The organism is Streptomyces sp. TRM70350, assembly GCF_019219825.1.
GTDB lineage: Bacteria > Actinomycetota > Actinomycetes > Streptomycetales > Streptomycetaceae > Streptomyces.
Window position 1 is genome coordinate 424,926 of the sequence record NZ_JAHUXH010000001.1, and the last position, 25,374, is coordinate 450,299.

The following is a 25,374-nucleotide window of genomic DNA, read 5'->3' on the forward strand; positions in this document are numbered from 1 at the left end:
CTCACGCCGCCCCGAACGCCGTGAACGCCCACCCCGTCGCCTGGTGGACCGCGTCGCCGGGCAGTGCGGCGCGGGCGTCGCGCAGGGCCTCGGCCAGGGAGAGACCGGTGGCCAGGCCCTGGTGGAGGGTGAGCATCAGGGGGACGACGGCGGCGTCGTTGACGGGCGCGCTGCTCGCGACGACGCCCGCCGTGCCCAGCGGGAGCAACGCGGTGACCAGGCCGAGGAGTTCGTCGGCGCCGACCGAGGCGAGGCGGGCGGTGTCGCAGCTGGAGAGGATGATGCGGTACGGGCTGCGGTCCAGGCGTTCGAAGTCATGGACGATGAGCGGGCCGTCGGCCATCCGCAGCGCCGAGAACAGCGGGCTGTCCGCGCGGAACGTGCCGTGCGCGGCGATATGGGCGAGGGCGGCCCCGTCGAGTTCCTCCAGGACGCGCGGGACGCGGGCCTCGTCGTGCTCCAGGACGGTCGGCCTGCCGTACCGGTCGGCGACCTCGGGCACCTCCGCGCCACCGGTCGCCAGCCCGGGCCCGCGGACCAGGACGTGCCGCCCGCCCGGCGGCGGCACGGTCTCCCGGGCCCGCAGCCAGCTGCTCGCCGACGGCGACACGCTGAGCACCCGCTCCCGCAGCGACGGCAGCAGCGCCCACGGCACCCGGTGCAGCCGCCCCGGCGGCACCACCACGACCGGCCCGGGCCCGAGATGCGCGGCGGCCGGACCCAGCAGCAGCTCCTCCAGCCGCCGCCCCGCCGCCTCCACCACCGGCAGCCGCCCCTCCGCGCCGGGATGCGCGAGCCGCCGCAGCCCCGCCTGGACGTGCTCCGCCTCGGCCTCCGCCTCCGCGAGGAGCCCCGCCTCGAACCGCCGTACCCGCCCCTGAGCGCACAGCAGCACGTGCACGCGCCCGTCGAGCACGGCCAGTTCCACCAGCCGCGTCTCACCCAGCCGCGCCAGCAGCCGGCCCACGTCGAACCGGTCCCCGTCGCCGGGCGAGTCGCCCCGCATGTGCAGGGTCCGCGAGCGGACCGCACGCTCCAGGCGCCGCTGCTCGCGCTCCAGCGCCGGCACGGGACGGCCCTCCATGCGGGCGGCCTCGGCGCGGGCGGCGATCTCCCGGAACGCGGTCAGGGAACGCACCAGCGCCGGGTCGGCCGGCGGCCGGGTGGGCGGCGCGGACAGCACCGTGGCCCGCCACCGCTCGCTCCACATCAGCAGTCGCCGCGGCCCACCGCAGGCGAGGCTGGCCCGCTGCGCCAGCGCCGCCAGCTCCGCGCCCTGCTCGGTGGCGCGCGCCCGCAACTCCGAGGCGCCGAGCGTCATCCGGTGGTCGTCCAGGACGTCGAGCCCGCGTCGGCACGCCTCCAGCACCCCGCGACGCGAACCGGCGGCACGCGCGCGCAGGGCCTGCGCCGCCCAGCCCGTCATCCGCGCGTGCGGCGGTCCCGTGTGCCTGCTGCGGGCGGCGACCGCGAGATGCCGCTCGGCGTCCGTGCACCAGCCCAGGGCCAGCGCGATCCGACCCGCGAGCAGCGACGCCTCCGGCGCGGCCGGCGCGCCGAACGCGGCCAGCTTCTCGGCCACCGCGGCAGCGTCCGCGACCAGTCGGCCCGAACGGCGCCCGGCGGCCACCCGGGCCTCGATCAGCACCAGCCGGGCGTGCGTCTCCCACCAGGTGCGCCGCTGCGCGGCGAACAGCCGGACGGCCAGCGCCGCCCGGGCGATCGCCGTGTGCGGATCGCCCGCCAGCCGGGCCGCGCGGGCGGCGACGAGCAGCAGCTCCGCCTTGCGCGTCGACTGCCCGCCGATACCGTCCAGCACCCCTATGGCCGCGTCCGCCTCGGCCAGCGCCTCCGGGGCCAGCCCGGCCGCCATCAGCACCTCGCAGCGCCGGATGTCGAGCATGAAGGAGGGCGTGCCGAGCTTGGCGTACCGCTCCTGCGCCTCGTCCAGCAGCCGCAGCGCCGCCGGGATGTCGCCCGACCGGAACGCGGCGAGGCCACGGCTCTCCACCGCGTCGGCCTTGTCGTGCTCCTGCCCGGTGGTGTCCCACAGCCGCTCGGCCGCCGTGAAGTCGGCGTCGGCCCGCTCCACCGAGCCCAGCGCCAGATGCACCGTCGCCCGCAGGGTCAGCGCCCGGGCCGTCCAGATCACGTCGTCCGCCTGCCGCAGCACGGGAATCGCCCGGCGTACGTCCTCCAGCGCCTGCCGGTGGTGGCCCAGCACCCACCACACATAGGCCCGGCGATACAGCACCCGCGCGCGGGTGTGCCCCGAACCGCGCAGCACGCCCCGCTCGAACGCGGCCAGCCCCTGCCGGGTGCGGCCCGCGTGCACCAGCGCCACACCGAGCGTGCCGAGGACGTCCGCCTCCCGCTCGGCCGACTCCGCGCGCGCGGCGAGATCGCGGGCGCGGCGCAGATGGTCCAGGGCGATCCGCAGATCGCCGAAGTCCCGCTGCCAGATGCCGATCACCTGGTGGGCGACGGAGGCGTGCAACGGCGGCGGATCGGTGTCGAGCACCCGCCGAGCCCCTGCCAGCGCGTCGTTCGGAGCGGCGAACACCATCGGCAGCAGTTCGAGAACCGAGTCGCTTCCCGCTGTCACCCCTCGGATGGTAGTGGCCCCGGGACCATGTCACACCGGTTTGTCTCTGTATCAATCAGCCGCCCGGCTGCTCTAGTTGTCGACCAAGGCTCCAGTGGGAGGACACGCCATGGCACCACAGCGATTCCGCGAGCAGTTCGACCAGATCCAGCGCTCGATGCCCGACGTCCCCCTGGCGATGGGGCCGGACGACTCCGCCGAGTTCATGTACGAGAAGGGTGTCGTGCTCGCCCGGGACGGCGAGGAGGCCCGGCTCGTCGAGGACACCGTGCGGGCCCACTTCACCGAGACCGCCGGTCTGGTCGGGGAGCGCGTGCGCCGGGCGAGCCCCGAGACCAACCGCTCCGGAATCACCCGTATCCAGGTCGGCGACCCCGGACAGGGCGACCGCCGTGGTGACCGTGCCGTCGCGAACGCCCTGCGCGCGCTGCGCGCCGCGGAGGGACGCGCCGGACGCAGGCTGGTCAGCCGCAACCACGTGGTGCACATAGCGGTCAACGCCTGCCCCGGCGACGAGCCCGTGCCGGCCCAGCCCACCGAGCAGCCCAACCCCGCGCCCGCCGAGGGCCTCTACGACCCCGACACCGCCGTCGGCGTGCTGGTGATCGACACCGGCCTGATGCGGGACTACCGCTCCTACCCGCTGCTGGCCCGCGCCCAGGGCGACCTCCAGATCAAGGAGTGCGACGACGACGGCGTCCTCCAGCAGTACGTCGGCCACGGCACGTTCATCGCCGGACTGGTCGCCGCCGTCGCGCCCAACACCGACCTCACCGTCAGCAACACGCTGAACGACGCGGGCGCCATCCTGGAGTCGGAGTTCGGCGACAAGCTCTTCGAGGCCGTCGACCACAGCGGCTGGCCCGACATCCTGAGCCTCTCCGCGGGCACCTCAAACGGCCGCACCGACGGCCTGCTCGGCGTGCAGGCCTTCATGGACGAACTGCGCACCCGGCGCACCCTGCTGGTCGCCGCCGCCGGCAACAACGGCAGTGCCACCCCCTTCTGGCCCGCCGCCTACGCCGACCTGCCCGAGTACGCGAGCACCGTGCTGTCGGTCGGAGCGCTGCGCAGCGACGGCGAGTTCGGCGCCTGCTTCAGCAACCACGGCGCCTGGGTCAAGGTCTACGCCCCCGGCGAGCGCCTCACCAGCGCCCTCACCGGGTTCGAGAAGCCCGTCCCGTACGTCTACCAGCACTCCACGTACGAGACCTGCCGCTACGGCTTCAGCTACGCCTGCACCTGCCAGTCCCCCCGGCACACCGGCGTGCTCAGCGACGACCAGGCCGACCCGGACAAGCCGGACCAGGTGATGTTCGAGGGGCTCGCCAACTGGAGCGGCACCTCCTTCGCCACCCCCGTGGTGGCCGGGATGATCGCCTCCCACATGGTCGCCCACAAGGAGACCGACCCGCGGGCCGCCCGGCAGCAACTGCTCGCGGGCAACATCGAGTTCGCGGAGGTACGCGGCGCCGTCGTGCCGGCCCTGCGCCCGCCGACCTGGCGCCCGGGGCCGGTCGGCACCGCGGGTCCCGGGGCATGAGGGCCCTGACCGTCCCCGCCACCGCGTACGATGACGTGCCGTACACGAGGGGTGGGGCCGTGGATCGTGCAGATGTCGGCGCGCTCGTCCAGTCCGCCGTCGACGGTGACGCGGCGGCCTGGAAAGCGCTGGTGGAAGGGCTGAGCCCACTGGTGTGGTCGGTGGCGCGCGCCCACCGGCTCTCCGACGCCGACGCCCACGAGGTCTACCAGACCGTCTGGTTCCGCTTCGCCCAGCATCTCGGGCGGATCCGGGAACCGCAGAAGGCGGGAGCGTGGCTGGCGAGCACCGCGCGGCACGAGAGCCTGAAGGTGCTCAAAAGCCTCCGCCGGATGACACCGACCGACGACCCACAGCTGCTGGACCGGGTCAGCGAGGACCGCACGCCCGAGCAGTCGGTGATCGACTCGGAGGAGGCGGCCGCCGAGAGCGAGCGCATCCGGCGGCTGTGGCAGGAGTTCGAGGAACTGGGGGAGCGCTGCAGGCAGTTGCTGCGGGTCCTGATGGCCTCGCCGCCGCCCAGCTACCAGGAGGTGTCCGCCGCCCTGGGCATCGCCGTCGGCAGCATCGGGCCGCTGCGCCAGCGCTGTCTGCGCCGTCTGCGGGCCCGACTCGACGCACGGGGAGCACTGTGAACGCCCAACACGAGGACGACTTCGACGGCAGCGAAGACGTCCTGCACGACGAGGAGTTCGACGACAGCGGCCCGCTGGAGGAGGAGCTCCGTGGCGCCGTCGCCGTCCTGGACCCGGTGCCGGCCGAGCTGCGCCGTATCGCCGTCGACGCCTACGCGCTGTACGACCTGGACGCCCGGCTCGCCGAGCTGACCTTCGACTCGCTGGTCGACGCCATCCCCGTGCGGGGGGTGACGGACGCGCCGCGGATGCTGACCTTCCGCAGCGGCGAACTGACCGTCGACGTCGAGGTGACCGCGCACGGCCTGATGGGGCAGGTGCTGCCGCCCCAGCCGGCCCGCATCGAGGTGCTCGGCGGTCCCCAGCCGGCCGCGCCGGACACGCTCACGGCCGATGCCATGGGCCGCTTCGCCGGTGACGTGGCGCCCTCCGGCCCCTTCGCGCTGCGGCTGCGGACCGGCGGGGAGGTGGTCGTCACGGAGTGGCTGCGGGCCTGAACCGGCCCGCGGGCCTCACCCGAACCGGGTCCCCTCCAGGTCCAGCGTCGGCCATTGCCGTACCGGCGACCGCGCCTGCCTCGTCAGCGTGGTGGTCTCCTCGGGTCATGCCCTCGCCACTGCGGGGCCGCCTGTCGCGCCGGAACGCCCCGTCCGGCGGTCACCGGGTGACGTCGTCCACCAGCCGGGCCAGCGCCCCGGCGAGCCGGGTCAGTCCCGGTCCGGCGGGTCCGCCCGGCTCGGTCATGTACGTGTCCCGGCGGATCTCCACCATCAGCGCGGACACCCGAGGCTCGGTCCGGTAGAACTTCATGGGTACGTACGTTCCGCTGAACGGACTGTCGAGCCCCACCTCCCCGACCGGCGCGAACACCTCCCGGGCCGCCGCGAGCAGTGCGGGCGAGGTGTGGAAGGAGTCGGTCCCGAGGCAGACGGCGGGCCGCGCCCCGTCCCCGTGCAGCTCGTACGGCAGCCGCGCGGACGGATAGGAGTGCACGTCGATGATCACGACCCGCCCGGCAGTGGCCAGCCGCTCGGCGACCGCGTCGGTCATCGCCTGCGCATAGGGCCGGAAGTACCGCTCGACGAGGGGCCCCGGATCGAAGCCCTCGTCCCGCAGCACAGCCCGGTGCGTGGTCTTCGTGTATACGGCACCCATGCCGACGGCGAGCATCTCCTCCCGCTCGTCCGGGAACCGCTCGGGGTCGACGACCAGCCGCGACAGCCGGTTGACGAACCGCCACGGCGTGACACCGGCCGCCCCGGCCGCCTCGGCCGCGATCCGCTCGGTGTGCGCGTCGGTGATGTGGTCCAGCTCCCGCTCCAGCGTCGCGTCGTCCAGCACGATGCCGCCGCGCACGTCCCCCGGTATGTCCCGGGCGGAGTGCGGCACGTGCAGGATCACGGGGGAGGCGTCGGCGCCGGGCAGCAGCGCGAAGGAGGACGGCGTGGGGCGGGTCATCGGCGGCTCCGGGCGTGGTCGGTGGCGTACGGAACGAAAGGCAGGCGCGGGAGTGTACGGAAGGAAAGGCAGGCGGTGGGGGTGTGGCAGGGCGGGCAGGCGGCGGGGGTGTTGGGCAGGCAGGGCGGGCAGGCGGTGGGCGTGTGGCAGGGAGGGTAGGAGGCGAAGGCTGTGGCAGGGCGGGCAGGCGGCGGGCCATGTGGCGGGGAGGGCAATCGGTGGGCAGCGTGGCCGGGCGGGCAAGCGTTGCATTCGTGGCTTGGCGGGCAGCCGTGGGCCATGTGGCTCGGGCAGGCGGTGGGCCGTGTGGCCGGGCGGGCGAGCGTTGGCAAGCGGGCAGCGGTGGGCCGTGTGGCAGGAGGGCACGCGGTGGGCCCTGTGGCAGGGAGGGCAGCTGGCGGGGCGTGTGGCAGGGCGGGCAGGCGGTGGGGCGTATGGCAGGAAGGGCAGTCGGCGGGCGGCGCCCGCCGTACACGGCTCCGCCCCGGCCGGACGGTGCACCGGTCGGGGCGGAGACGGAAACGGGCGGCCCTTCGAGGCGGGGGCGTCAGCTCAGGGACGCGAGGGCCTCGTTCCAGGTGGCCGACGGGCGCATGACCGCCGCGGCCTTGGCCGGGTCGGGCTGGTAGTAGCCGCCGATGTCGGCCGGCTTGCCCTGCACGGCGATCAGCTCGTCGACGATCTTCTGCTCGTTCGCGGTGAGCGTCTCGGCGAGCGGCGCGAAGGCCTTCGCCAGCTCGGCGTCGTCGGTCTGCCTGGCCAGCTCCTGCGCCCAGTACAGGGACAGATAGAAGTGGCTGCCGCGGTTGTCGATGCCGCCGACGCGCCGGGTCGGGGACTTGTCCTCGTTGAGGAAGGTCGCCGTGGCGCGGTCGAGGGTGTCGGCCAGGACCTGGGCGCGGGTGTTGCCCGTGGTCTGCGCGTACTGCTCCAGGGACGGCACGAGCGCGAAGAACTCGCCCAGCGAGTCCCAGCGCAGGTAGTTCTCCTTGACCAGCTGCTGGACGTGCTTGGGGGCGCTGCCGCCCGCGCCCGTCTCGAACAGGCCGCCGCCCGCCATCAGCGGCACGACCGACAGCATCTTGGCGCTGGTGCCCAGCTCCAGGATCGGGAACAGGTCGGTCAGGTAGTCACGCAGCACGTTGCCGGTGACCGAGATCGTGTTCTCACCGCGGCGGATGCGCTCCACCGACAGCTTGGCCGCCTCGACGGGGGACAGGATGCGGATGTCCAGGCCCTCGGTGTCGTGCTCCGGCAGGTAGGCGTTGACCTTCTCGATCAGGTTGGCGTCGTGGGCGCGGGTGGCGTCCAGCCAGAACACCGCCGGGTCGCCGGTGGCGCGGGCGCGGGTGACGGCGAGCTTCACCCAGTCCTTGATCGGCGCGTCCTTGGTCTGGCAGGCCCGGAAGATGTCACCGGCGGAGACCGTCTGCTCGATCACGGCGTTGCCGTTCTGGTCGACCAGGCGAACCGTGCCCGTGGTCGGGATCTCGAACGTCTTGTCGTGGCTGCCGTACTCCTCGGCCTTCTGCGCCATCAGGCCGACGTTCGGGACGGAGCCCATGGTCGACGGGTCGTAGGCGCCGTTGGCCCTGCAGTCCTCGATCACGGCCTGGTAGACGCCCGCGTAGGAGGAGTCGGGGATGACCGCGATCGTGTCGTGCTCCTGGCCGTCCGGTCCCCACATGTGGCCGGAGGTGCGGATCATGGCCGGCATGGAGGCGTCGACGATCACGTCGGACGGCACGTGCAGGTTGGTGATGCCCTTGTCGGAGTCGACCATCGCCAGCTGAGGGCCCTCGGCGAGCTCGGCGTCGAAGGAGGCCTTGATCTCGGCGCCCTCGGGCAGGGACTCCAGGCCCTTGAAGATGCCGCCCAGACCGTCGTTCGGGGTCAGTCCGGCCGCGGCGAGCTTGTCGCCGTACGTCGCGAACGTCTTCGGGAAGAAGGCGCGCACCACGTGGCCGAAGATGATCGGGTCGGAGACCTTCATCATCGTGGCCTTCAGGTGCACGGAGAACAGCACGCCCTCCTGCTTGGCGCGGGCGACCTGCGCGGCCAGGAACTCGCGCAGCGCGGCGACCCGCATCACGGAGGCGTCGACGACCTCGCCGGCGAGGACGGGTACGGACTCGCGCAGGACGGTGGTGGAGCCGTCGTCGCCCTTGAGCTCGATCCGCAGGGTGCCGTCCTCGGGGATCACCACGGACTTCTCGGTGGAGCGGAAGTCGTCCACGCCCATGGTCGCCACGTTCGTCTTGGACTCGGGGGTCCAGGCGCCCATGCGGTGCGGGTGGGTCCTGGCGTAGTTCTTGACCGACGCCGGGGCGCGGCGGTCGGAGTTGCCCTCACGCAGGACCGGGTTGACCGCGGAGCCCTTGACCTTGTCGTAGCGGGCGCGGATCTCGCGCTCCTCGTCGGTCTTCGGGTCGTCCGGGTAGTCCGGCAGCGCGTAGCCCTGGCCCTGCAGCTCGGCGATCGCGGCCTTCAGCTGCGGGATGGACGCCGAGATGTTCGGCAGCTTGATGATGTTGGCCGCGGGCGTCTTGGCCAGCTCGCCCAGCTCGGACAGGGCGTCCGGGATGCGCTGGTCCTCGGTGAGGTACTCCGGGAACACGGCGATGATGCGGCCGGCCAGCGAGATGTCCCGCGTCTCCACGGCGACACCCGCCTGCGAGGCGTACGCCTGGACCACCGGCAGGAAGGAATACGTCGCCAGGGCGGGGGCCTCGTCAGTGTGCGTATAGATGATGGTCGAGTCAGTCACCGGGTGCTCCGCTCCACGTCTGCAACATTGCTCGACATCAAGATATCTCGTGCCGAGGGCCTCCTCGACAGGGGTCCGCCTCCGATGCGCTCAGTCGACACGGACGGACGCCACGTCCTGCGCCTCCTCCGCGCCCCGCTGCTGCGGAATCACCACCGCGCCCTGCTGCAACGACACCGTCCGCGTGGGCGCCGGGATGCGGATGCCCTCGGCCCGGTACCGCTTGTGCAGCCGCTTGATGAACTCGTGCTTGATCCGGTACTGGTCGCTGAACTCACCCACCCCCAGGATGATCGTGAACCCGATCCGGGAGTCGCCGAAGGTGTGGAAGCGGACCGCCGGCTCGTGGTCCGGGACGGCGCCGTCGATCTCGTTCATCACCTCGGCGATGACCTCCAGGGTCACCCGCTCGACGTGCTCCAGGTCGCTGTCGTAGGCCACCCCCGCCTGGACCAGGATCGTCAACTGCTCCTCGGGCCGGTTGTAGTTGGTCATGTTCGTCCCCGCGAGCTGCCCGTTGGGGATGATGACCAGGTTGTTGGAGAGGTTGCGGATGGTGGTCTGCCGCCAGTTGATGTCCGTGACGTAGCCCTCCTCGCCGCTGCTCAGCCGGATGTAGTCACCGGGCTGGACGGTCTTCGAGGCGAGGATGTGGATGCCCGCGAAGAGGTTCGCGAGGGTGTCCTGCAGGGCGAGGGCGACGGCCAGACCGCCGACGCCGAGGGCGGTGAGCAGCGGCGCTATGGAGATGCCCAGCGTCTGCAGCATCACCAGGAAGCCGATCGCCAGGACCGCGACCCGGGTGATGTTGACGAAGATCGACGCCGAGGCGGCGACTCCGGAGCGGGACTGGGCGACCGTACGCACCAGCGCGGCGACGGCCCGGGCCGCGGACACCGACACGACGAGGATGAACAGCACGGTCAGGGACTGGTTGACGTGGTGCTGGACGGTCCGGGTCAGCGGCAGCACCGCTCCGGCGGCCGCCGCGCCGCCCACGATCGCCGCCCACGGCACCACGGTCCGCAGGGCGTCGACGATGACGTCGTCGCCGCTCCAGCGGGTCCGCAGGGCGTGCTTGCCCAGCCAGCGCAGCAGCATCCGCAGCAGGAACGCCGCCAACAGGCCCGCCGCCAGCGCGATTCCGGCGAGGATGAGGTCGTCCACGGTCAGCGCGCGGGTCACCGGTCACCTCCGGAGAAACGGTTTGTGGCGTACCGGATGTGAAGTCGCGTCACGTTCTCACCTGCTCGAAGACGGGATGTGCGATCGCGCCGGCCACCACGCGGGTCGGCGCGATCGCTCATCCTGCCGTATCCGGCACGCCGGTTCGTACCTGGCCCGGTGGCCGGATCGCGCGGCTCAGACGATTCCCTCGGCCATTTCGGCCTGTTCCCGGTCCGATCCGTACGCGGCGGTGGTGGGTGTTCCGTACGAACGGCGGGCGACGTACCACCACGCGGTGGCGAGGACGAGTACGACGACCAGGGCCACGGAGGCGTAGTTCATCGTGTCGACCGTCACCGGAGAGGACTGCGGCAGGCAGAACAGCACGGTCACGCAGGCCACCCACCCGACCGCGATCCAGCCGATCGGCCTGCTCCACCGGCCCAGGTGCCAGGGCCCCGGCCGGAACCGGTCGCCCGCGCGCAGCCGCAGGAACACGGGGATGACGTAGGCGGGCGTGATCCCGATGACGTTGATGGCGGTGACCGCACCGTACGCCGTCGCCGAGTACAGGGACGGCAGCGCGAGCAGGCAGGCGACGCCCACCGACAGCCAGACGGCGGCCACCGGGGTCTGGGTGCGGCGGCTGACCTTGCGCCACAGGTTCGAGCCGGGCAGGGCCCGGTCGCGGCTGAACGCGAACACCATCCGGCTGGCCGCGGCGACCTCGGCGTTGCCGCAGAACAGCTGGGCGACGATCACGACCAGCAGCAGCGCGCTCGCGCCGTCGGTGCCGAGGCCGTCGAGCAGGATCTGCGCGGGCGGCACCCCGGTCTCGCTGGCCCGCGTGGCGGCGTAGTCCTGGATGGCGAAGGTCAGACCGGCGAGCAGGACGAAACCGGCGATCCAGGAGACCCAGATGGCCCGGACGATGCCGCGTGCCGCCGACACCGAGGCGTTGGCGGTCTCCTCGGAGAGGTGGGCGGAGGCGTCGTAGCCGGAGAAGGTGTACTGCGCGAGCAGCAGGCCGATCGCGGCGACGTAGACCGGGTTCTCCCAGCCGGTCTCGTTGACGAACTCGGTGAAGACGAAGGACGGCGACTGGTGGTGGTCGGGGACGATCGCCAGCGCGCCGACGATCAGCGCGACACCGGCGAGGTGCCACCACACGCTGATCGAGTTGAGCACGCTCACCAGGCGGACGCCGAACAGGTTCAGCGTGGCGTGCAGCAGCAGGATCACCAGGAAGATGAGGAACGTCTTCTCCGGCGTCGGCTCGAAGCCCCACTGGAGGTTCAGGAACGCGCCCGTGAACAGGGCGGCCCCGTAGTCGATGCCCGCGATCGCGCCGAGCAGGCCGAGCAGGTTCAGCCAGCCCGTGTACCACCCCCAGCGGCGGCCACCGAGCCGGTCGGCCATGTAGTACAGGGCGCCCGACGTGGGATACGCGCTGGTCACCTCCGCCAGTGCGAGCCCCACGCACAGCACGAACAGACCGACCCCGGCCCAGCCCCACAGCATCACCGCGGGACCGCCCGCGCCCATGCCGAAGCCGTACAGGGTCATGCAGCCGGACAGGATCGAGATCACCGAAAAGCTGATCGCGAAGTTGCCGAAGCCGCCCATACGGCGGGCGAGCACCGGTGTGTAGCCGAGTTCGCGCAGGCGCTGTTCCTCGTCCTGCGGCGGGAGGGCGTTGCTGGACATGCGCACCCTTCGGGTAGGCAAACAGAAAGAAATTCAGGGGCGGTGGGCCGCCGAGCGGCTGCGGGCCTGCAGGAACACGTCCACGGCCTGGGTGTGGTCGGACGGGCCGGACGTGCGATAAACCCAGGGCAGGGGCGCGTAGTACGGGCCGATCGCGTCGAACACCCGGGCCGCCTCCGGGAACTGCAGGGCGCCCCACAGCGCGTGGGCCAGGTGGTTGAGGTCGAGCGGGGAGCGCTCGGCGGCGGTGGTGAGCTCGAACCAGCTGTGGAACGCCCGGCGCGCCTCCCGGGTCGCGTCCTCGGCGACCCAGTGCAGGTCGAGGGCGGCGTCGTGGCCGCCCGCCCGCCGGTAGCGCTCGACCCGTACGTACAGCGGCAGGACGTGCAGCGCGGAGCCCGGCGGCGCCCCGTCGGCCGCCCACTGCGCGAAGCCGACCGCCTCCGCGAGCCGACCCGAGGCGACCCGTGCGAACAGGAACTGGAGCATGCGGTGGTGGGCCTCGCGGTTGTACGGGTCGCGCTTGCCGGCCTCCGCGAGGAGCCCCCAGGGGCCGGGCGGCAGCATCGGCTCCGGCGCCGGAACCCGGTGCTCGTCCCAGCGCTGCCCCCGGTCCAGCCGGGCCAGCGCCAGCAGGCAGACCCACGGCACCGGGTCGTGCGGGGAGGCGCGGGCCGCGGCGTCCGCGGCCAGCCAGGCCTCGTGCCACAGTTCCTGCGTACGGCGATGCTCCCCGCGGGCGGCGCGCAGCGCGCGTTCCACCGCGACCCGGGCGTGCATCACCACGGCCGGGACGCTGTCCGGTTCCTCGGCGAGCCAGGCCCGCACCACGTCGGTGCCGGCCGCCGCGGCCGCCAGGACCTGGGTGCGCTGGGTCCACTGCCACCAGGACGAGGTCTCCGCGAGCAGCGTGCGCATCGACATCCAGCGTCCGGTGCGCACCTCCTGAAGGGCCGTGCGCAGCGCGGCGTCGGGTCCTGCCGGGTCGTAGGCGGGTCGTGCTCCGTCTCTGGCCATCATCCGCCCGCCCCCTGCGACGGGTGGACGGGAACGGAAGGCTGGAGTAACAACAGGGCTCCCCCGAGCGGCGGTTGACAAGGTCATGTCTGGTCGGCGGTCACTATAGAGGCGGAGCTTCCGCGTTCTCCCCATGGTTTGGCGATCCATGAGCGCTTCCTCGTGTCACCGGTTCACCATGTGAACTGACCGTCCGTCAGCGGCGCTTGACGCGGTGTGGCGGCCGACGGCAGGCTGTCGAGCCGTGATCGCCCAGGAGCCGAAGGGGGCTCGATGACAGGTCCGGTGCTCGCCGTCGACCAGGGCACGTCCGGCACCAAGGCCCTGGTGATCTGCCCCGAACGCGGCGTCATCGGCACCGGGTTCGCCGCCGTGCGCCCCCGCCCGCTGCCCGGCGGCCTGGCCGAGGCCGACCCTGCCGAGCTGTACGACTCGGTGGTCGAGGCGGGTCACCAAGCCCTCGCCGAGGCCCGCGAACCCGTTCTCGCCCTGGGCCTGGCCAACCAGGGCGAGACCGTGCTCGCCTGGGACCCGGTGACCGGCCGCCCGCTGACCGACGCGCTCATCTGGCACGACCGCCGCGCGGAATCCGTGTGCGCCGAACTCGCGGTGTCCCAAGACGAGTTGAGGCACCTGACGGGCCTGCCGGTCGACCCGTACTTCGCCGCGCCCAAGATGGCCTGGATACGACGGAACCTCACCCGCGAGGGAGTCGTCACCACCAGCGACGCCTGGCTCGTGCACCGGCTCACCGGCGCCTACGTCACCGACGCCGCCACCGCCGGCCGCACCCAGCTGCTCGACCTCGACCGCACGCAATGGTCGCCGCGCGCCCTCGACCTCTACGGCCTGACCGGCGAACGGCTCCCCGAGGTCGTCGACAACGCCGGTCCCGTCGGCACCACCACCGCCTTCGGCCCCGAGATCCCGCTCACCGGCCTGGCCGTCGACCAGCAGGCCGCGCTGCTCGCCCAGCAGATCACCGAACCGGGCGGCGCCAAGTGCACCTACGGCACCGGCGCGTTCCTCCTCGCGCACACCGGTGACACGCCCCGGCGCGGCGACTCCGGCCTGGTCAGCTGTGTCGCCTGGCGGCTCGCCGGACACGCCCGGTACTGCCTCGACGGGCAGGTCTACACGGCCGCCTCCGCCGTCCGCTGGCTCACCGACCTCGGCGTGATCACGGGCGCCGCCGACCTCGACGCCGTGGGCACGGCGGTCCCCGACAGCGGCGGGGTCACCTTCGTCCCCGCCCTCGCGGGCCTCGCCGCCCCCTGGTGGCGCGGCGACCTGCGCGGCTCGCTCACCGGACTCGGCCTCGACACCGGCCCCGGCCATCTGGTCCGCGCCCTGTGCGAGGGCATCGCCGCCCAGGTCGTCGAACTCGCCGACGCCGCGGCCCGGGACCTCGGCGCCCCCCTGGACACCCTGCGCGTCGACGGCGGCCTGACCCGCTCGACGCTCCTCATGCAGACCCAGGCCGACCTGCTGCAACGCCCGGTCGAGGTGTCCGCGCTGCCCGACGCGACCGCCCTCGGCGCCGGCGCGCTGGCCCGGCTGGGCGCGGAGCCGGGGCTGACCGTGGAGGCGACGCTGCCCGACTGGAAACCGACCGCCGTGTACGAACCCCGGATCAGCGCCGAGCAGGCCGCGGAACGCCTCGCCGCGTTTCGCCGTGAGGTCATCGCGCTGCTCGACCGGACGGCCGGATGACTCGGACGTATGACGTGGCGGTGGTCGGCGGGCGAGTGGTCGGTTGTGGGATCGCTCGTGAATTCGCCCGGTGTCCGCGGCTGCGTATGGCCCTTGCTGAGGTGCGGGAGGATGTCGGTCGGGGCAGTTGCGAGGCCGACATTGTGGTTCGCCGGTTGCTCGGCGGGGCGTTCGTATGACTTGGACGTGTGACGTGGCGGTGGTTGGCGCGGGGGTGGTCGGTTGTGCGATTGCCCGGGAATTCGCCCGGTGTCCGCGGCTGCGTATGGCCCTTGCCGAGGTGCGGGAGGATGTCGGTCGGGGCAGTTGTGAGGCCGACATTGTGGTTCGCCGGTTGCTCGGCGGGGCGTTCGTATGACTTGGACGTGTGACGTGGCGGTGGTTGGCGCGGGGGTGGTCGGTTGTGGGATCGCTCGTGAATTCGCCCGGTGTCCGCGGCTGCGTATGGCCCTTGCTGAGGTGCGGGAGGATGTCGGTCGGGGCAGCTGCGAGGCCGACATTGCGGTTCATCGGCTGTTCGCCGGGATGCCCGTATGACCCGGACCTATGACGTGGCGGTCGTCGGCGCCGGAGTCGTCGGTAGCGCGATCGCCCGTGAACTCGCCCGGCACCCACAGCTGCGCGTCGCCCTTGTCGAGGCGCAGGACGACGTCGGTCAGGGCAGCTCCAAGGCCAACACCGCGATCCTGCACACCGGCTTCGACGCGGTCCCCGGCTCGCTGGAGGCACGGCTGGTGCGCGAGGGGGCGCACCTGCTCGCCGCGTACGCCGCCGAGTCCGGCATCCCCGTCGAACCCGTCGGCGCCCTGCTCGTCGCCTGGGACGAGGAACAGCTCGCCGCCCTGCCCCGCCTCGCCGAGAAGGCCGAGGCCAACGACTACCACGCCACCCGCCTGCTCGGCCCCACCGCACTGTACGAGCGCGAACCCCACCTCGGCCCCGGCGCGCTCGGCGCCCTGCACGTACCCGGAGAGTCGATCATCTGCCCCTGGACGACGACCCTGGCGTACGCCACCCAGGCCGTCCGGCACGGAGTCGACCTCCACCTCGACTCCCGCGTGGAGGGGGTCACTCGTCAGGACGGCACCCATGTGCTGACGACCAGCGGCGGCACCCTGCGGGCCCGCTGGCTGGTCAACGCGGCCGGACTGCACGCCGACACGCTCGACGCGCGCCTCGGGCACCGCGACTTCACGGTCACCCCGCGCCGCGGCCAGCTCATCGTCTTCGACAAGTTCGCCCGCACGCTGGTCAACCACATCCTGCTGCCCGTCCCCACCGCACTCGGCAAAGGCGTCCTGGTCGCCCCCACCGTCCACGGCAACGTCCTGCTCGGCCCCACCGCCGAGGACCTGGACGACAGACGGGCCACCGGCTCCACCGCCGACGGACTCGCCGCCCTGCGCGCCCAGGGCCGCCGCATCCTCCCCGAACTGCTCGACGAGGAGGTGACCGCCGTCTACGCGGGCCTGCGCGCCGCCACCGAGCACGACGACTACCGCATCCGCGCCCACCCCGCCCAGACGTACGTCACCGTCGGCGGCATCCGCTCCACCGGCCTGACGGCGTCGCTCGCGATCGCCTCGCATGTCACCGGCCTGCTGACCGAGGCAGGCCTCGACCCGGGCCCCGTCCGGGAGTTGAAGCCGGTGGAGATGCCCAACCTCGGCGAGGCCTTCCCACGCCCCTACCAGCGCCCCGACCTCATCGCGGCCGACCCGCAGTACGGCACCCTCGTCTGCCACTGCGAGCGCGTCTCCCGCGGCGAGATCCGCGACGCCCTCGCGAGTACCATCCCGCCGCGCACCCTCGACGGACTGCGCCGCCGCACCCGCGCCCGGGCGGGCCGCTGCCAGGGCTTCTACTGCGGGGCGGCGGTACGGCAGCTGCTGGAGGAGGCCCGGCCATGACGGACGTACGGCAGGTCGACGTGCTTGTCGTCGGCGCGGGCCCCGCCGGACTCACCACCGCCGCCCGGCTGGCTGCCGCCGGGGCGGGCCGGGTGGAGGTGCTGGAGCGGGAGCAGCGGGCGGGCGGAGTGCCACGGCACTGCGCGCACGGCGGCTTCGGCACCTGGCTGCGTCCGCTGACCGGTCCGCAGTACGCCCGCCTGCTCACCGCCGCCGCCGTACGCGCCGGAGCGGTCGTCCGCACCGGCGTGACCGCTCTGGACTGGGCGGGCCCGCTGACCCTGGCGACGGTCGGCCCGCACGGCCCCGAGACGATCACCGCGAGGGCGATCGTGCTGGCCACCGGTGCCCGTGAACGCCCCCGCAGCGCGCGGCTGGTGCCCGGCACCCGCCCGGCCGGTGTCTACACCACGGGCGAACTCCAGCAGGCGGTCCACCTGTACGAGCAGCCGATCGGCAGCCGGGCCGTGGTGGTCGGCGCGGAGGACGTCTCCTACGCGGCCGCGGGCACCGTACGGGCCGCCGGTGCCCGGGTCGTCGCCATGGTCACCGACCTGCCCGCCCCACGGACCGCGCCCGCCCGGACCCTCGACGCCCGCCTCCGCCGGGGCATCCCGCTCCTCACCCACACCGGCGTCACCGAACTCCTCGGCCACGGCCGCCTGTCCGGCGTCCGGGTGCGCCACCGCGACGGCCGTACGACGGTCCTGCACTGCGACACCGTGGTGTTCACCGGCGACTTCGTCCCCGACCACGAACTGGCCCGGCGTGGCGGCCTCGCCCTGGACCCCGCCACCCGCGGCCCCGCCGTCGACGGCGCCCTGCGCACCTCACGCCCCGGCGTGTTCGCCGTCGGCAACGTCGTGCACGCCGTGGAGCGCGCCCCGGCCGTGTCCCGCGAGGGCGTGCGCGCGGCAACCGCGATCTTGTCGGACCTCGGCCTCACTGCTCCGTGAACATGCCGTGCCGCCCGGCCCTCGCGGTGAAGCGGGCGGCACCGTGCAGGCGGTCGGCTGGCGCGCCGGTGTCGTGGCCTGCGAGGGCGTGTGCGTGACCGCCGGCGTGCTGTCGGATGGCGGGTCTCATGGGTCCGTGAACGTGCTGTGCCGCCGGGTCGCCGTGGTGAAGCGGGTGGCGTCGTCCAGGCTCTCGACCGGTGTCCTTGTGCCGTGGTCGGGTCTCGGTCTTATTGGTCCGTGAAGGTGTGGTGCTGCCGGGTCGCGGTGGTGAAGCGGGTGGCGTCGTCCAGGTTCTCGACCGGTGTCCTTGTGCCGTGGTCGGGTCTCGGTCTTATTGGTCCGTGAAGGTGTGGTGCTGCCGGGTCGCGGTGGTGAAGCGGGTGGCGTCGTCCAGGTTCTCGACCGGCGCTCCGGTGCCGTGGTCAGACCTCGGCCTCATGGTCCGTGAACGTGCCGTGCCGCCCGGCCCCCGCGGCGAAGCGGGCGGCGCCCTCCAGGCTGTCCGTCAGCACGCCCATGCCGTGGCGGAGTTCGCCGCGCATCGCCGCCCGCTCGTCCAGGCCGTCCTGCTCCCGGACCGAGGCGCGGTCGGCGCGCACGCAGGCCTGGGGGAAGCGGGCGATCGTGGCGGCGAGTTCCTCGGCCTCGGCGCGGGCGCGGCCGGTGGGGACCAGGCGGTTGGCGAGGCCGATGGCGTAGGCCTCGCGGGCGGGCACCGGACGTCCGGTGAGGATCATGTCCAGGGCGCGGCCGGTGCCGATCAGCCGGGGGAGCCGCACCGTACCACCGTCGATCAGCGGGACGCCCCAGCGGCGGCAGAACACCCCGAAGACGGCGTCCTCCTCGGCGACCCGCAGATCGCACCACAGCGCCAGCTCCAGGCCGCCCGCGACGGCGTGCCCCGCCACGGCGGCGATCACCGGCTTGGTCAGCCGCATGCGGGTCGGCCCCATCGGCCCGTCGCCGTCCTCGGCGACCCGGTTGCCGCGCTCGGTGCCGATCGCCTTGAGGTCCGCCCCCGCGCAGAACGTGCCGCCCTCACCCCACAGCACCGCCACCCGCGCCTCGTCGTCGGCCTCAAACTCGCGGAAGGCCGCGGCGAGTTCGGCCGCCGTCGGGCCGTCCACCGCGTTGCGGGCCTCGGGGCGGGCGAGGACGACCGTGGTGACATGCTGCTGACGCTCGACGCGGACCGGCATGGTGGAGCCCCCTTCGTTTCCTCGGGGCAGCACGCTACTGGCTCAGATCACCTTCAGCCGGACCAGCGCCCCCAGCGTCAACGCCCCCGGCAGCAGCGGCAGCCAGACGGTGATGATGCGGTACGCCAGGACCACCGCCGTGGCCACGGCGGCCGGGCTGCCCGCCGCGACCAGCGCCACGATCAGCGCCGCCTCGACCGAACCGAGCCCGCCCGGCGTGGGCACCACGGCGACGGCGACGGTCGCGGCCAGATACGCGACGACCATGTGCCACAGGGGTATCTGCAGTCCCAAGGCCAGCCCCACCGCGACCAGCCCGGCCGCCTGCAACGCGGGGAACGCCAGCGAACCGCCCCACAGGGCGAGCGCCCGCGACGGACGGGTGTGCACCGAGCGCGCCTCGCCCAGTGCCGTGCGCAGGAAGGAGAAGACGGCCGTGCGCAGCCGTCGTACGAGCAGCAGTACGGCCGCCGCCACCAGCGCGACCGCGGCCAGGACGAGCAGCAGGGGCCCGGCCGCGTTGTCCGGCAACAGGGTGCCCAGCCTCAGCGCGCCCGGGAAGGCGATGAGCAGCACGGCCAGCATGCCGACCCGCGCGATGCTCTCGGCGAGCAGATAGAGCGCCACCGCGGCCGAGGAGCGGGCCAGCGGCAGCCCGCACACCGTCATGAACCGCAGGTTGACCGCGCTGGAACCCAGCCCCGTCGGCAGCATGTGGTTGGCCGCCATCGCCGCGACCTGCGTGACGAGCAGCCGGAAACCCGGCAGCCGCTCGACGACCGCGCCCTGCCGGGTCACCGCCATCGCGACCCAGGTCAGGCAGGTGGCGCCGCCCGCGGCCAGCAGCCACGGCCACTTGGCCGTCGCCAGGTGGTGGAAGCCCTCGGCGAGCACATCGAGGTGCCGCACCGCGAGGTACGCCACGAAGGCGAGTGGAAGCAGGCCCAGGATCAGCCGGAAGGGAAGGCGTCCGGGGTGCCGTCCCGCGGGTTGGTGTTCGACCGGTGTCACACTTCGAGAGGTTTTCCGTGCCGCCTCAACTGCGGGTTGCGCAAGCGCGGACGGCGGATTACGTACCGGGAGCGAGCCGACAACGATCTTCCCGAAGCCCTGCACGGGGACGCTTGACCTAAAGTTTGGTCGAGGTTCTACCTTCGACTGCATGAGCATGGAGACCACGGCGTGGACGCAGCTGTACAGCGTCATGAACGCCCAGCAGGAACGCCGCCCCTTCGCCCGCGCCACACTGCGCCGCATCGCCGCGTTCGCCCGCCCGCACCGCCGCCGGATCGCGCTGTTCGTGCTGCTCGGGGTGGCGACCGCGCTGCTCGCCGTCGCGACCCCCGTCCTCGCCGGACGTGTCGTCGACGTGATCGTGACGAACGGCGACGCGCGGACCGTCGTACGGCTGGCGCTGCTGATCGCGCTCATCGCGGTGGTGGAGGCGGCCCTCGGCATCCTCGGGCGCAGGCTCTCGGCGGCGCTGGGGGAGGGGCTCATCCTCGATCTGCGGACGGCGGTGTTCGACCATGTGCAGCGGATGCCGGTCGCGTTCTTCACCCGCACCCGCACCGGAGCGCTGGTCAGCCGGCTCAACAACGACGTGATCGGCGCCCAGCGGGCGTTCAGCAACACCCTGTCCGGCGTGGTCAGCAACCTCGTCACGCTGGTGCTCACCCTCGCCGTCATGCTCACCCTCTCCTGGCAGGTCACGCTGCTCGCTCTGGTGCTGCTGCCGGTGTTCGTGATCCCGGCCCGGCGGATGGGCAGCCGGATGGCCCGGATGCAGCGGGAGGCGGCGACGCTGAACGCGGCCATGGGCACCCGGATGACCGAGCGTTTCTCGGCGCCCGGCGCGACGCTGGTCAAGCTCTTCGGGCGGCCGGAGGAGGAGTCGGCGGAGTTCGCCGTCCGGGCCCGCCGGGTGGCCGACATCGGCATCCGCACGGCGACCGCCCAGTCGGCGTTCATCACCTCGCTGACCCTGGTGTCCGCCCTCGCCCTGGCCCTGGTCTACGGCCTCGGCGGCTGGTTCGCCCTGCGCGGCACCCTGGAACCCGGAGCCGTGGTGGCCCTTGCCCTGCTCCTGACCCGCCTGTACGCGCCGCTCACCGCGCTCGCCGGGGCGCGCGTCGAGGTGATGAGCGCCCTCGTCAGCTTCGAGCGCGTCTTCGAGGTGCTCGACCTCAAGCCGCTCATCGCGGAGAAGCCGGACGCCGCCGAGGTCCCCGACGGGCCGGTGGCGGTCGAGTTCGACGACGTCCGCTTCGGCTACCCTGCCGCCGACAAGGTCTCCCTCGCCTCCCTGGAGGAGGTGGCGGCCCTCGACGGCCGGGGCGGCGCCGAGGTTCTGCACGGCGTCTCCTTCCGCGCCGAACCCGGCCGGACCGTTGCCCTCGTCGGCTCGTCCGGCGCGGGCAAGTCGACGATCGCGCAGCTGCTGCCGCGTCTGTACGACGTCGACGGGGGCGCAATCCGGGTCGGCGGCGTCGACGTCCGCGACCTGAGCGCCGACTCCCTGCGCGCCACCGTCGGCATGGTCACCCAGGACGGCCACCTGTTCCACGACACGGTCCGCGCCAACCTGCTGCTGGCCCGCCCCGACGCGACCGATGACGAGCTCTGGGACGCCCTGCGCAGGGCCCGCCTGGACACTCTCGTCCGCTCCCTCCCCGACGGCCTCGACACCGTGGTCGGCGAACGCGGCTACCGCCTCTCCGGCGGCGAACGCCAGCGCATGACGATCGCCCGCCTGCTCCTCGCCCGCCAGCGGGTGGTGATCCTCGACGAGGCCACGGCCCACCTCGACAACACCTCCGAGGCGGCCGTGCAGGAGGCCCTCACCGAGGCACTCCAGGGCCGCACCGCCCTCGTCATCGCCCACCGGCTGTCCACCGTGCGGGCCGCCGACCTGATCCTGGTCCTCGAAGACGGCCGCATCGTCGAACGGGGCACGCACGAGGGGCTGTTGACGGCGGGCGGACGGTACGCGGAGCTGTACCGGACGCAGTTCGAGGAGCGGGCGGGGGAGATGGCGGAGGTGGCGGCGTAGGCGGGACCGCGCGTGGTGCCGCGGAGTTCGCCGCGGCGACGGCGACGGCCAGGCCCCTGTTCCTGTACCTCACCGGGTCACGGCTCCGGGCCCGGCCGAACGACCTGGCTTGCGGGGCCGGGCTGTGGCCATGGTCACGCCTGTCCTCGAAAACCGGCCCATAGGCCTGGCGACGGAACTCGTCATATGGTGTCACCAGCCCTTGACCTGCAAGAGCGCAGGCAGGGAGCCGTCATCCAGGAGGACCCAGTGCTCCGCACCATGTTCAAGTCCAAGATCCACCGCGCCACCGTCACCCAGGCCGACCTGCACTACGTGGGATCGGTGACGATCGACGCCGACCTGCTCGACGCCGCCGACCTGCTGCCCGGCGAGCTCGTGCACATCGTGGACATCACCAACGGCGCCCGGCTGGAGACGTACGTCATCGAGGGCGAACGCGGGTCGGGTGTCGTCGGTATCAACGGGGCCGCGGCCCATCTGGTCCACCCCGGGGACCTTGTGATCATCATCAGCTACGCTCAGGTCACCGACGCCGAGGCGCGGGCGCTGAAGCCGCGCGTGGTGCATGTGGACCGCGACAACCGGATCGTGGACCTGGGCACCGACCCGGGCGAACCCGTGCCGGGTTCGGACCAGGAGCGCAGCCCGCACGCCGTGCGGGCGTGAACCGTCGACGAGGGGCGCCCATGAGCGAGACCGAGATCCGCGACGACCGGGCGGCGGGCCGCCTGGAGGCCGTCAGTGGCGGGGAAGTCGTCGGCCGCATCGAGTACTTCGTGCTGGACGCCCCGAGGCACGCGCTGGTGCCCGTGCACACCCTCGTCGAACCGGCCCACGAGGGCAAGGGCATCGCGGGCTCCCTGGCACGCGAGCTGTACGCCGTCGCCGAACGCGAGGGCGTCCCCGTCGCCCCGCTCTGCCCGTACGTCGTCCAGTGGGCCGAACGCCATCCCGACCGGGCCCCCGCCGCCGACCCCGCGCTGCTCGACGCGGCGAAGGAGTGGCTGGCGGCGCGTCCCGGACGGTTCTGAGCGTGCTCGCCCTGCTGCACACCTCACCCCTCCACATCCCGGTCTTCGACGCCCTGCGCGACCAGGACCACCCGGGCCTGGAGCTGCGGCACCTGGTCCACGAGGACCTGCTGACCCGGGCGGGGCACGACGGTCCCGAGTCGGTCGCGGACGACGTGCGGGCCGTACTGGACCGGGCCGTCACCGACGGCGCCCGGGCCGTGCTGTGCACCTGTTCGAGCATCGGTGGCGTCGCGGAGGCGGCCGCCGCCAAGGCCGGGGTGCCGGTGCTGCGCGTGGACCGTCCGATGGCGGCCGCCGCGGTGGCCGCCGGACCGCGGATCGTCGTCCTCGCCACCGTGGCGAGCACCCTCGCACCCACGGTGTCGCTCATCGAGGAGGAGGCCCGGCGCGCCGGCCGCCCCGCCTCGGTGCGCACCCTGCTCGTCGAGGACGCCTGGACCCACTTCATGGCGGGCGACACACGCGCGTACGCCCGCCGGATCGCCGCCGCGGCCGACACGATCACCGACGCCGACGCGATCGTCCTCGCCCAGGCCTCCATGACCCCGGCCCAGCAGCTGACCTCGACCACCGTCCCGGTCCTGTCCAGCCCCCGGCCAGGTCTGGCGGCGGGCGCACGGGCGGTCGCCGGGCCGTCGGGCAAGGAGCCCAACCGGGCCACGGAGTGACTCCGGCGGGTGACTGGCGTCGTACGCCGCCGGGTACGCGGGGGAGTAGTCCAGAGCCGACGTTCACCGACTGGCCGGAGGACACCATGACCACTCCGCCCCCCGACCCGGCCCCCCCGACCCCGGGCCCGGATCCCCAGCCACCCCAGCCGCACCCGGTGCCGCCCCCGGAGCCACCCCCGGCTCCGCCCCCTCCACCGCCCCCGGCCCCCCAACCGCCGCCGGGCCCCCGCCCGGTCCCGGACCCCAGCCCGTCCCCGATCCCCCCGGGCCCGGAACCGGTCCCGAACCCGGAACCGGGACCACCCCTCACTTGAGAATTGGTGGTGAGCGACAAAGAAACAGCGGTGGGCGACACACAACGCCGCCCACCGCAACGCCCTCAGGGGCGCGGGGAACTGCGCGACCAGCCCCCCCACACCCACACCCGCACCCGCTCCAGGACGGAACCGCCCGGGACCCTAGGCGGACACCTCCGCCCGGTCCCCACCCCACAGCGTGTGGAACGACCCGTCCCGGTCCACCCGCCGATACGTGTGCGCCCCGAAGAAGTCCCGCTGCCCCTGCGTCAGCGCCGCGGGCAACCGCTCGGCCCGCAGCGCGTCGTAGTACGCCAGCGCCGCCGCGAACCCCGGCGTCGGCACACCCTGCCGTGTCGCCGCGATCAGCACCTCACGCCAGTCGTCCTGCGCGTCGGCGATCTCCCGCGCGAACGTTTCGTCGGACAGCAGGCTCGGCAGGTCCGGCCGGGCGTCGTAGGCGGCACGGATCCGGTCCAGGAACGCCGCGCGGATGATGCAGCCGCCACGCCAGATCGAGGCGACCTGGCCCAGGTCGATCCCCCAGCCGTACTCCTCACTCCCCGCGGCGATCTCGTGGAAGCCCTGCGTGTACGACACGATCTTCGAGGCGTACAGCGCCTGCTCGACGCGGTCGGCGAAGGCCCCCGCCTCGGACGAGCTCAGCGGCGACGCCTTCGGCCCCGCCAGCTCCCGCGAAGCGGCCCGCAGCGGCGCGTGCCCGGACAGTGAGCGCGCGAAGACCGCCTCCGCGATCCCGGACACCGGAACACCCAGGTCCAGCGCGATCTGCACCGTCCAGCGGCCCGTGCCCTTCTGCTCCGCCTGGTCCACCACCACGTCCACGAACGGCTTGCCCGTCGCCGCGTCCACGTGCGACAGCACCTCGGCCGTGATCTCGATCAGATACGAGTCCAGTCGGCCGGTGTTCCACGTACGGAAGATCTCCGCGATCTGCGCGGGCTCGTACCCGGCGACATCACGCAGCAGCTGGTACGCCTCGCCGATCAGCTGCATGTCGGCGTACTCGATGCCGTTGTGCACCATCTTCACGAAGTGCCCGGCGCCGTCCGGACCCACGTGCGTCACACAGGGCGCCCCGCCGGCCGCCTTGGCGGAGATCTTCTCCAGCATCGGGCCCAGCGACTGGTACGACTCCTTCGAGCCGCCCGGCATGATGCTCGGCCCGTGCAGCGCACCCTCCTCGCCGCCGGAGATGCCGGTGCCGACGAAGTGGATGCCCTGCTCGCGCAGCTCGCGCTCGCGGCGCCGGGTGTCCGCGAAGTGCGCGTTGCCGCCGTCGATGATCATGTCGCCGGGCTCCAGCAGCGGGGCGAACTCCTGGATCACCGCGTCGGTCGGCTCTCCGGCCTTGACCATGACGACCAGGCGGCGGGGTCGTTCCAGGGCCGCCACGAAGTCCTTGGCGGTCTCGGCCGCGACGAACTCACCCTCGCTCCCGAACTCCTCGACCAACGCGTGGGTCCGCGACGCCGTCCGGTTGTGCACCGCGACCGTGTAGCCGTTGCGCGCGAAGTTGCGGGCGAGGTTGCGGCCCATGACCGCGAGACCCGTGACGCCGATCTGGGCTGAAGTGCTCATAACCGACTGCTCCTCAAGGGATCCGGGGATCCCATA

18 protein-coding genes and 1 pseudogene are annotated in these 25,374 nt (G+C 73.1%); 10 read left to right on the forward strand and 9 right to left on the reverse strand.

Going from position 1 to position 25,374, the window contains the following annotated elements; all coding sequences use genetic code 11:
* Nucleotide 1: 1 nt before the first annotated feature.
* A complete protein-coding gene (locus tag KWI83_RS01955) occupies nucleotides 2-2,605 on the reverse strand; it encodes a CHAT domain-containing protein (protein ID WP_218512452.1) in 2,604 nt (867 codons plus the stop codon).
* A 109-nt stretch (nucleotides 2,606-2,714) separates the two neighbouring features.
* Here KWI83_RS01955 and KWI83_RS01960 point away from each other — a divergent pair, with 109 nt between their 5' ends.
* From KWI83_RS01960 to KWI83_RS01970, 3 genes are read left to right on the forward strand one after another with little or no spacing between them, the layout of a single operon-like run.
* Complete coding sequence (locus tag KWI83_RS01960; RefSeq protein ID WP_218512453.1) at nucleotides 2,715-4,148, forward strand: S8/S53 family peptidase; 1,434 nt, start codon at nucleotides 2,715-2,717, stop codon at nucleotides 4,146-4,148.
* Between the two features lie 59 nt (nucleotides 4,149-4,207).
* A complete protein-coding gene (locus tag KWI83_RS01965) occupies nucleotides 4,208-4,783 on the forward strand; it encodes an RNA polymerase sigma factor (protein ID WP_218512454.1) in 576 nt (191 codons plus the stop codon).
* Nucleotides 4,780-5,280, forward strand: a complete 501-nt coding sequence (locus tag KWI83_RS01970; RefSeq protein ID WP_218512455.1) for a hypothetical protein — start codon at nucleotides 4,780-4,782, stop codon at nucleotides 5,278-5,280. The genes KWI83_RS01965 and KWI83_RS01970 overlap by 4 nt, the downstream gene beginning before the upstream one ends.
* 160 nt (nucleotides 5,281-5,440) lie before the next feature.
* Here the strand turns inward: KWI83_RS01970 and KWI83_RS01975 are convergent, their stop codons facing one another.
* The 5 genes from KWI83_RS01975 to KWI83_RS01995 form a co-directional block, all read right to left on the reverse strand.
* Nucleotides 5,441-6,241, reverse strand: coding sequence for an N-formylglutamate amidohydrolase (locus KWI83_RS01975; RefSeq protein ID WP_218512456.1), 801 nt, complete (start codon nucleotides 6,239-6,241; stop codon nucleotides 5,441-5,443).
* 547 nt (nucleotides 6,242-6,788) lie between these two features.
* Nucleotides 6,789-9,008: an NADP-dependent isocitrate dehydrogenase gene (locus KWI83_RS01980; RefSeq protein ID WP_218512457.1), complete on the reverse strand. Its 2,220-nt coding sequence runs from the start codon at nucleotides 9,006-9,008 to the stop codon at nucleotides 6,789-6,791.
* Between the two features lie 90 nt (nucleotides 9,009-9,098).
* The gene (locus KWI83_RS01985) at nucleotides 9,099-10,193 is read right to left on the reverse strand and encodes a mechanosensitive ion channel family protein (RefSeq protein ID WP_218512458.1); all 1,095 of its coding nucleotides are present in this window, start codon (nucleotides 10,191-10,193) and stop codon (nucleotides 9,099-9,101) included.
* A 177-nt stretch (nucleotides 10,194-10,370) separates the two neighbouring features.
* Nucleotides 10,371-11,882, reverse strand: coding sequence for an amino acid permease (locus KWI83_RS01990; protein WP_218512459.1), 1,512 nt, complete (start codon nucleotides 11,880-11,882; stop codon nucleotides 10,371-10,373).
* 33 nt (nucleotides 11,883-11,915) lie between these two features.
* On the reverse strand, nucleotides 11,916-12,899 hold the full coding sequence (locus KWI83_RS01995; protein WP_218512719.1) for a hypothetical protein: 984 nt from the start codon (nucleotides 12,897-12,899) through the stop codon (nucleotides 11,916-11,918).
* A 273-nt stretch (nucleotides 12,900-13,172) separates the two neighbouring features.
* Here KWI83_RS01995 and KWI83_RS02000 point away from each other — a divergent pair, with 273 nt between their 5' ends.
* From KWI83_RS02000 to KWI83_RS02010, 3 genes and pseudogenes are all read left to right on the forward strand, one after another.
* Nucleotides 13,173-14,612, forward strand: a complete 1,440-nt coding sequence (locus KWI83_RS02000) for an FGGY family carbohydrate kinase (protein WP_218512460.1) — start codon at nucleotides 13,173-13,175, stop codon at nucleotides 14,610-14,612.
* Nucleotides 14,613-15,145: 533 nt separating this feature from the next.
* Entirely contained in the window at nucleotides 15,146-16,522 is a 1,377-nt protein-coding gene (locus KWI83_RS02005; protein ID WP_218512461.1) for an NAD(P)/FAD-dependent oxidoreductase, read from the forward strand.
* A pseudogene (locus tag KWI83_RS02010) lies at nucleotides 16,519-17,460 on the forward strand (NAD(P)/FAD-dependent oxidoreductase); the annotation flags it as partial. The gene KWI83_RS02005 and the pseudogene KWI83_RS02010, both read left to right, overlap by 4 nt.
* A 443-nt stretch (nucleotides 17,461-17,903) precedes the next feature.
* Here the strand turns inward: KWI83_RS02010 and KWI83_RS02015 are convergent.
* On the reverse strand, nucleotides 17,904-18,680 hold the full coding sequence (locus KWI83_RS02015) for a crotonase/enoyl-CoA hydratase family protein (RefSeq protein WP_218512463.1): 777 nt from the start codon (nucleotides 18,678-18,680) through the stop codon (nucleotides 17,904-17,906).
* A gap of 42 nt (nucleotides 18,681-18,722) precedes the next feature.
* Entirely contained in the window at nucleotides 18,723-19,691 is a 969-nt protein-coding gene (locus tag KWI83_RS02020; RefSeq protein ID WP_308121966.1) for a flippase-like domain-containing protein, read from the reverse strand.
* Nucleotides 19,692-19,848: 157 nt separating this feature from the next.
* Between KWI83_RS02020 and KWI83_RS02025 the strand changes: the two genes are divergently transcribed.
* The 4 genes from KWI83_RS02025 (at nucleotide 19,849) to KWI83_RS02040 (ending at nucleotide 23,437) form a co-directional block, all read left to right on the forward strand.
* Nucleotides 19,849-21,732: an ABC transporter ATP-binding protein gene (locus KWI83_RS02025; protein WP_218512721.1), complete on the forward strand. Its 1,884-nt coding sequence runs from the start codon at nucleotides 19,849-19,851 to the stop codon at nucleotides 21,730-21,732.
* Nucleotides 21,733-21,981: 249 nt separating this feature from the next.
* The gene (gene panD / locus KWI83_RS02030) at nucleotides 21,982-22,401 is read left to right on the forward strand and encodes an aspartate 1-decarboxylase (protein WP_218512464.1); all 420 of its coding nucleotides are present in this window, start codon (nucleotides 21,982-21,984) and stop codon (nucleotides 22,399-22,401) included.
* A gap of 20 nt (nucleotides 22,402-22,421) precedes the next feature.
* Nucleotides 22,422-22,766 (forward strand): GNAT family N-acetyltransferase, encoded by a 345-nt coding sequence (locus tag KWI83_RS02035; protein WP_218512465.1) that lies wholly within the window; start codon nucleotides 22,422-22,424, stop codon nucleotides 22,764-22,766.
* 2 nt (nucleotides 22,767-22,768) lie between these two features.
* Nucleotides 22,769-23,437 (forward strand): aspartate/glutamate racemase family protein, encoded by a 669-nt coding sequence (locus KWI83_RS02040; RefSeq protein ID WP_218512466.1) that lies wholly within the window; start codon nucleotides 22,769-22,771, stop codon nucleotides 23,435-23,437.
* Between the two features lie 461 nt (nucleotides 23,438-23,898).
* Here KWI83_RS02040 and gndA read toward each other — a convergent pair whose 3' ends face one another.
* Complete coding sequence (gene gndA, locus KWI83_RS02045) at nucleotides 23,899-25,338, reverse strand: NADP-dependent phosphogluconate dehydrogenase (RefSeq protein WP_218512467.1); 1,440 nt, start codon at nucleotides 25,336-25,338, stop codon at nucleotides 23,899-23,901.
* Nucleotides 25,339-25,374 lie beyond the last annotated feature (36 nt).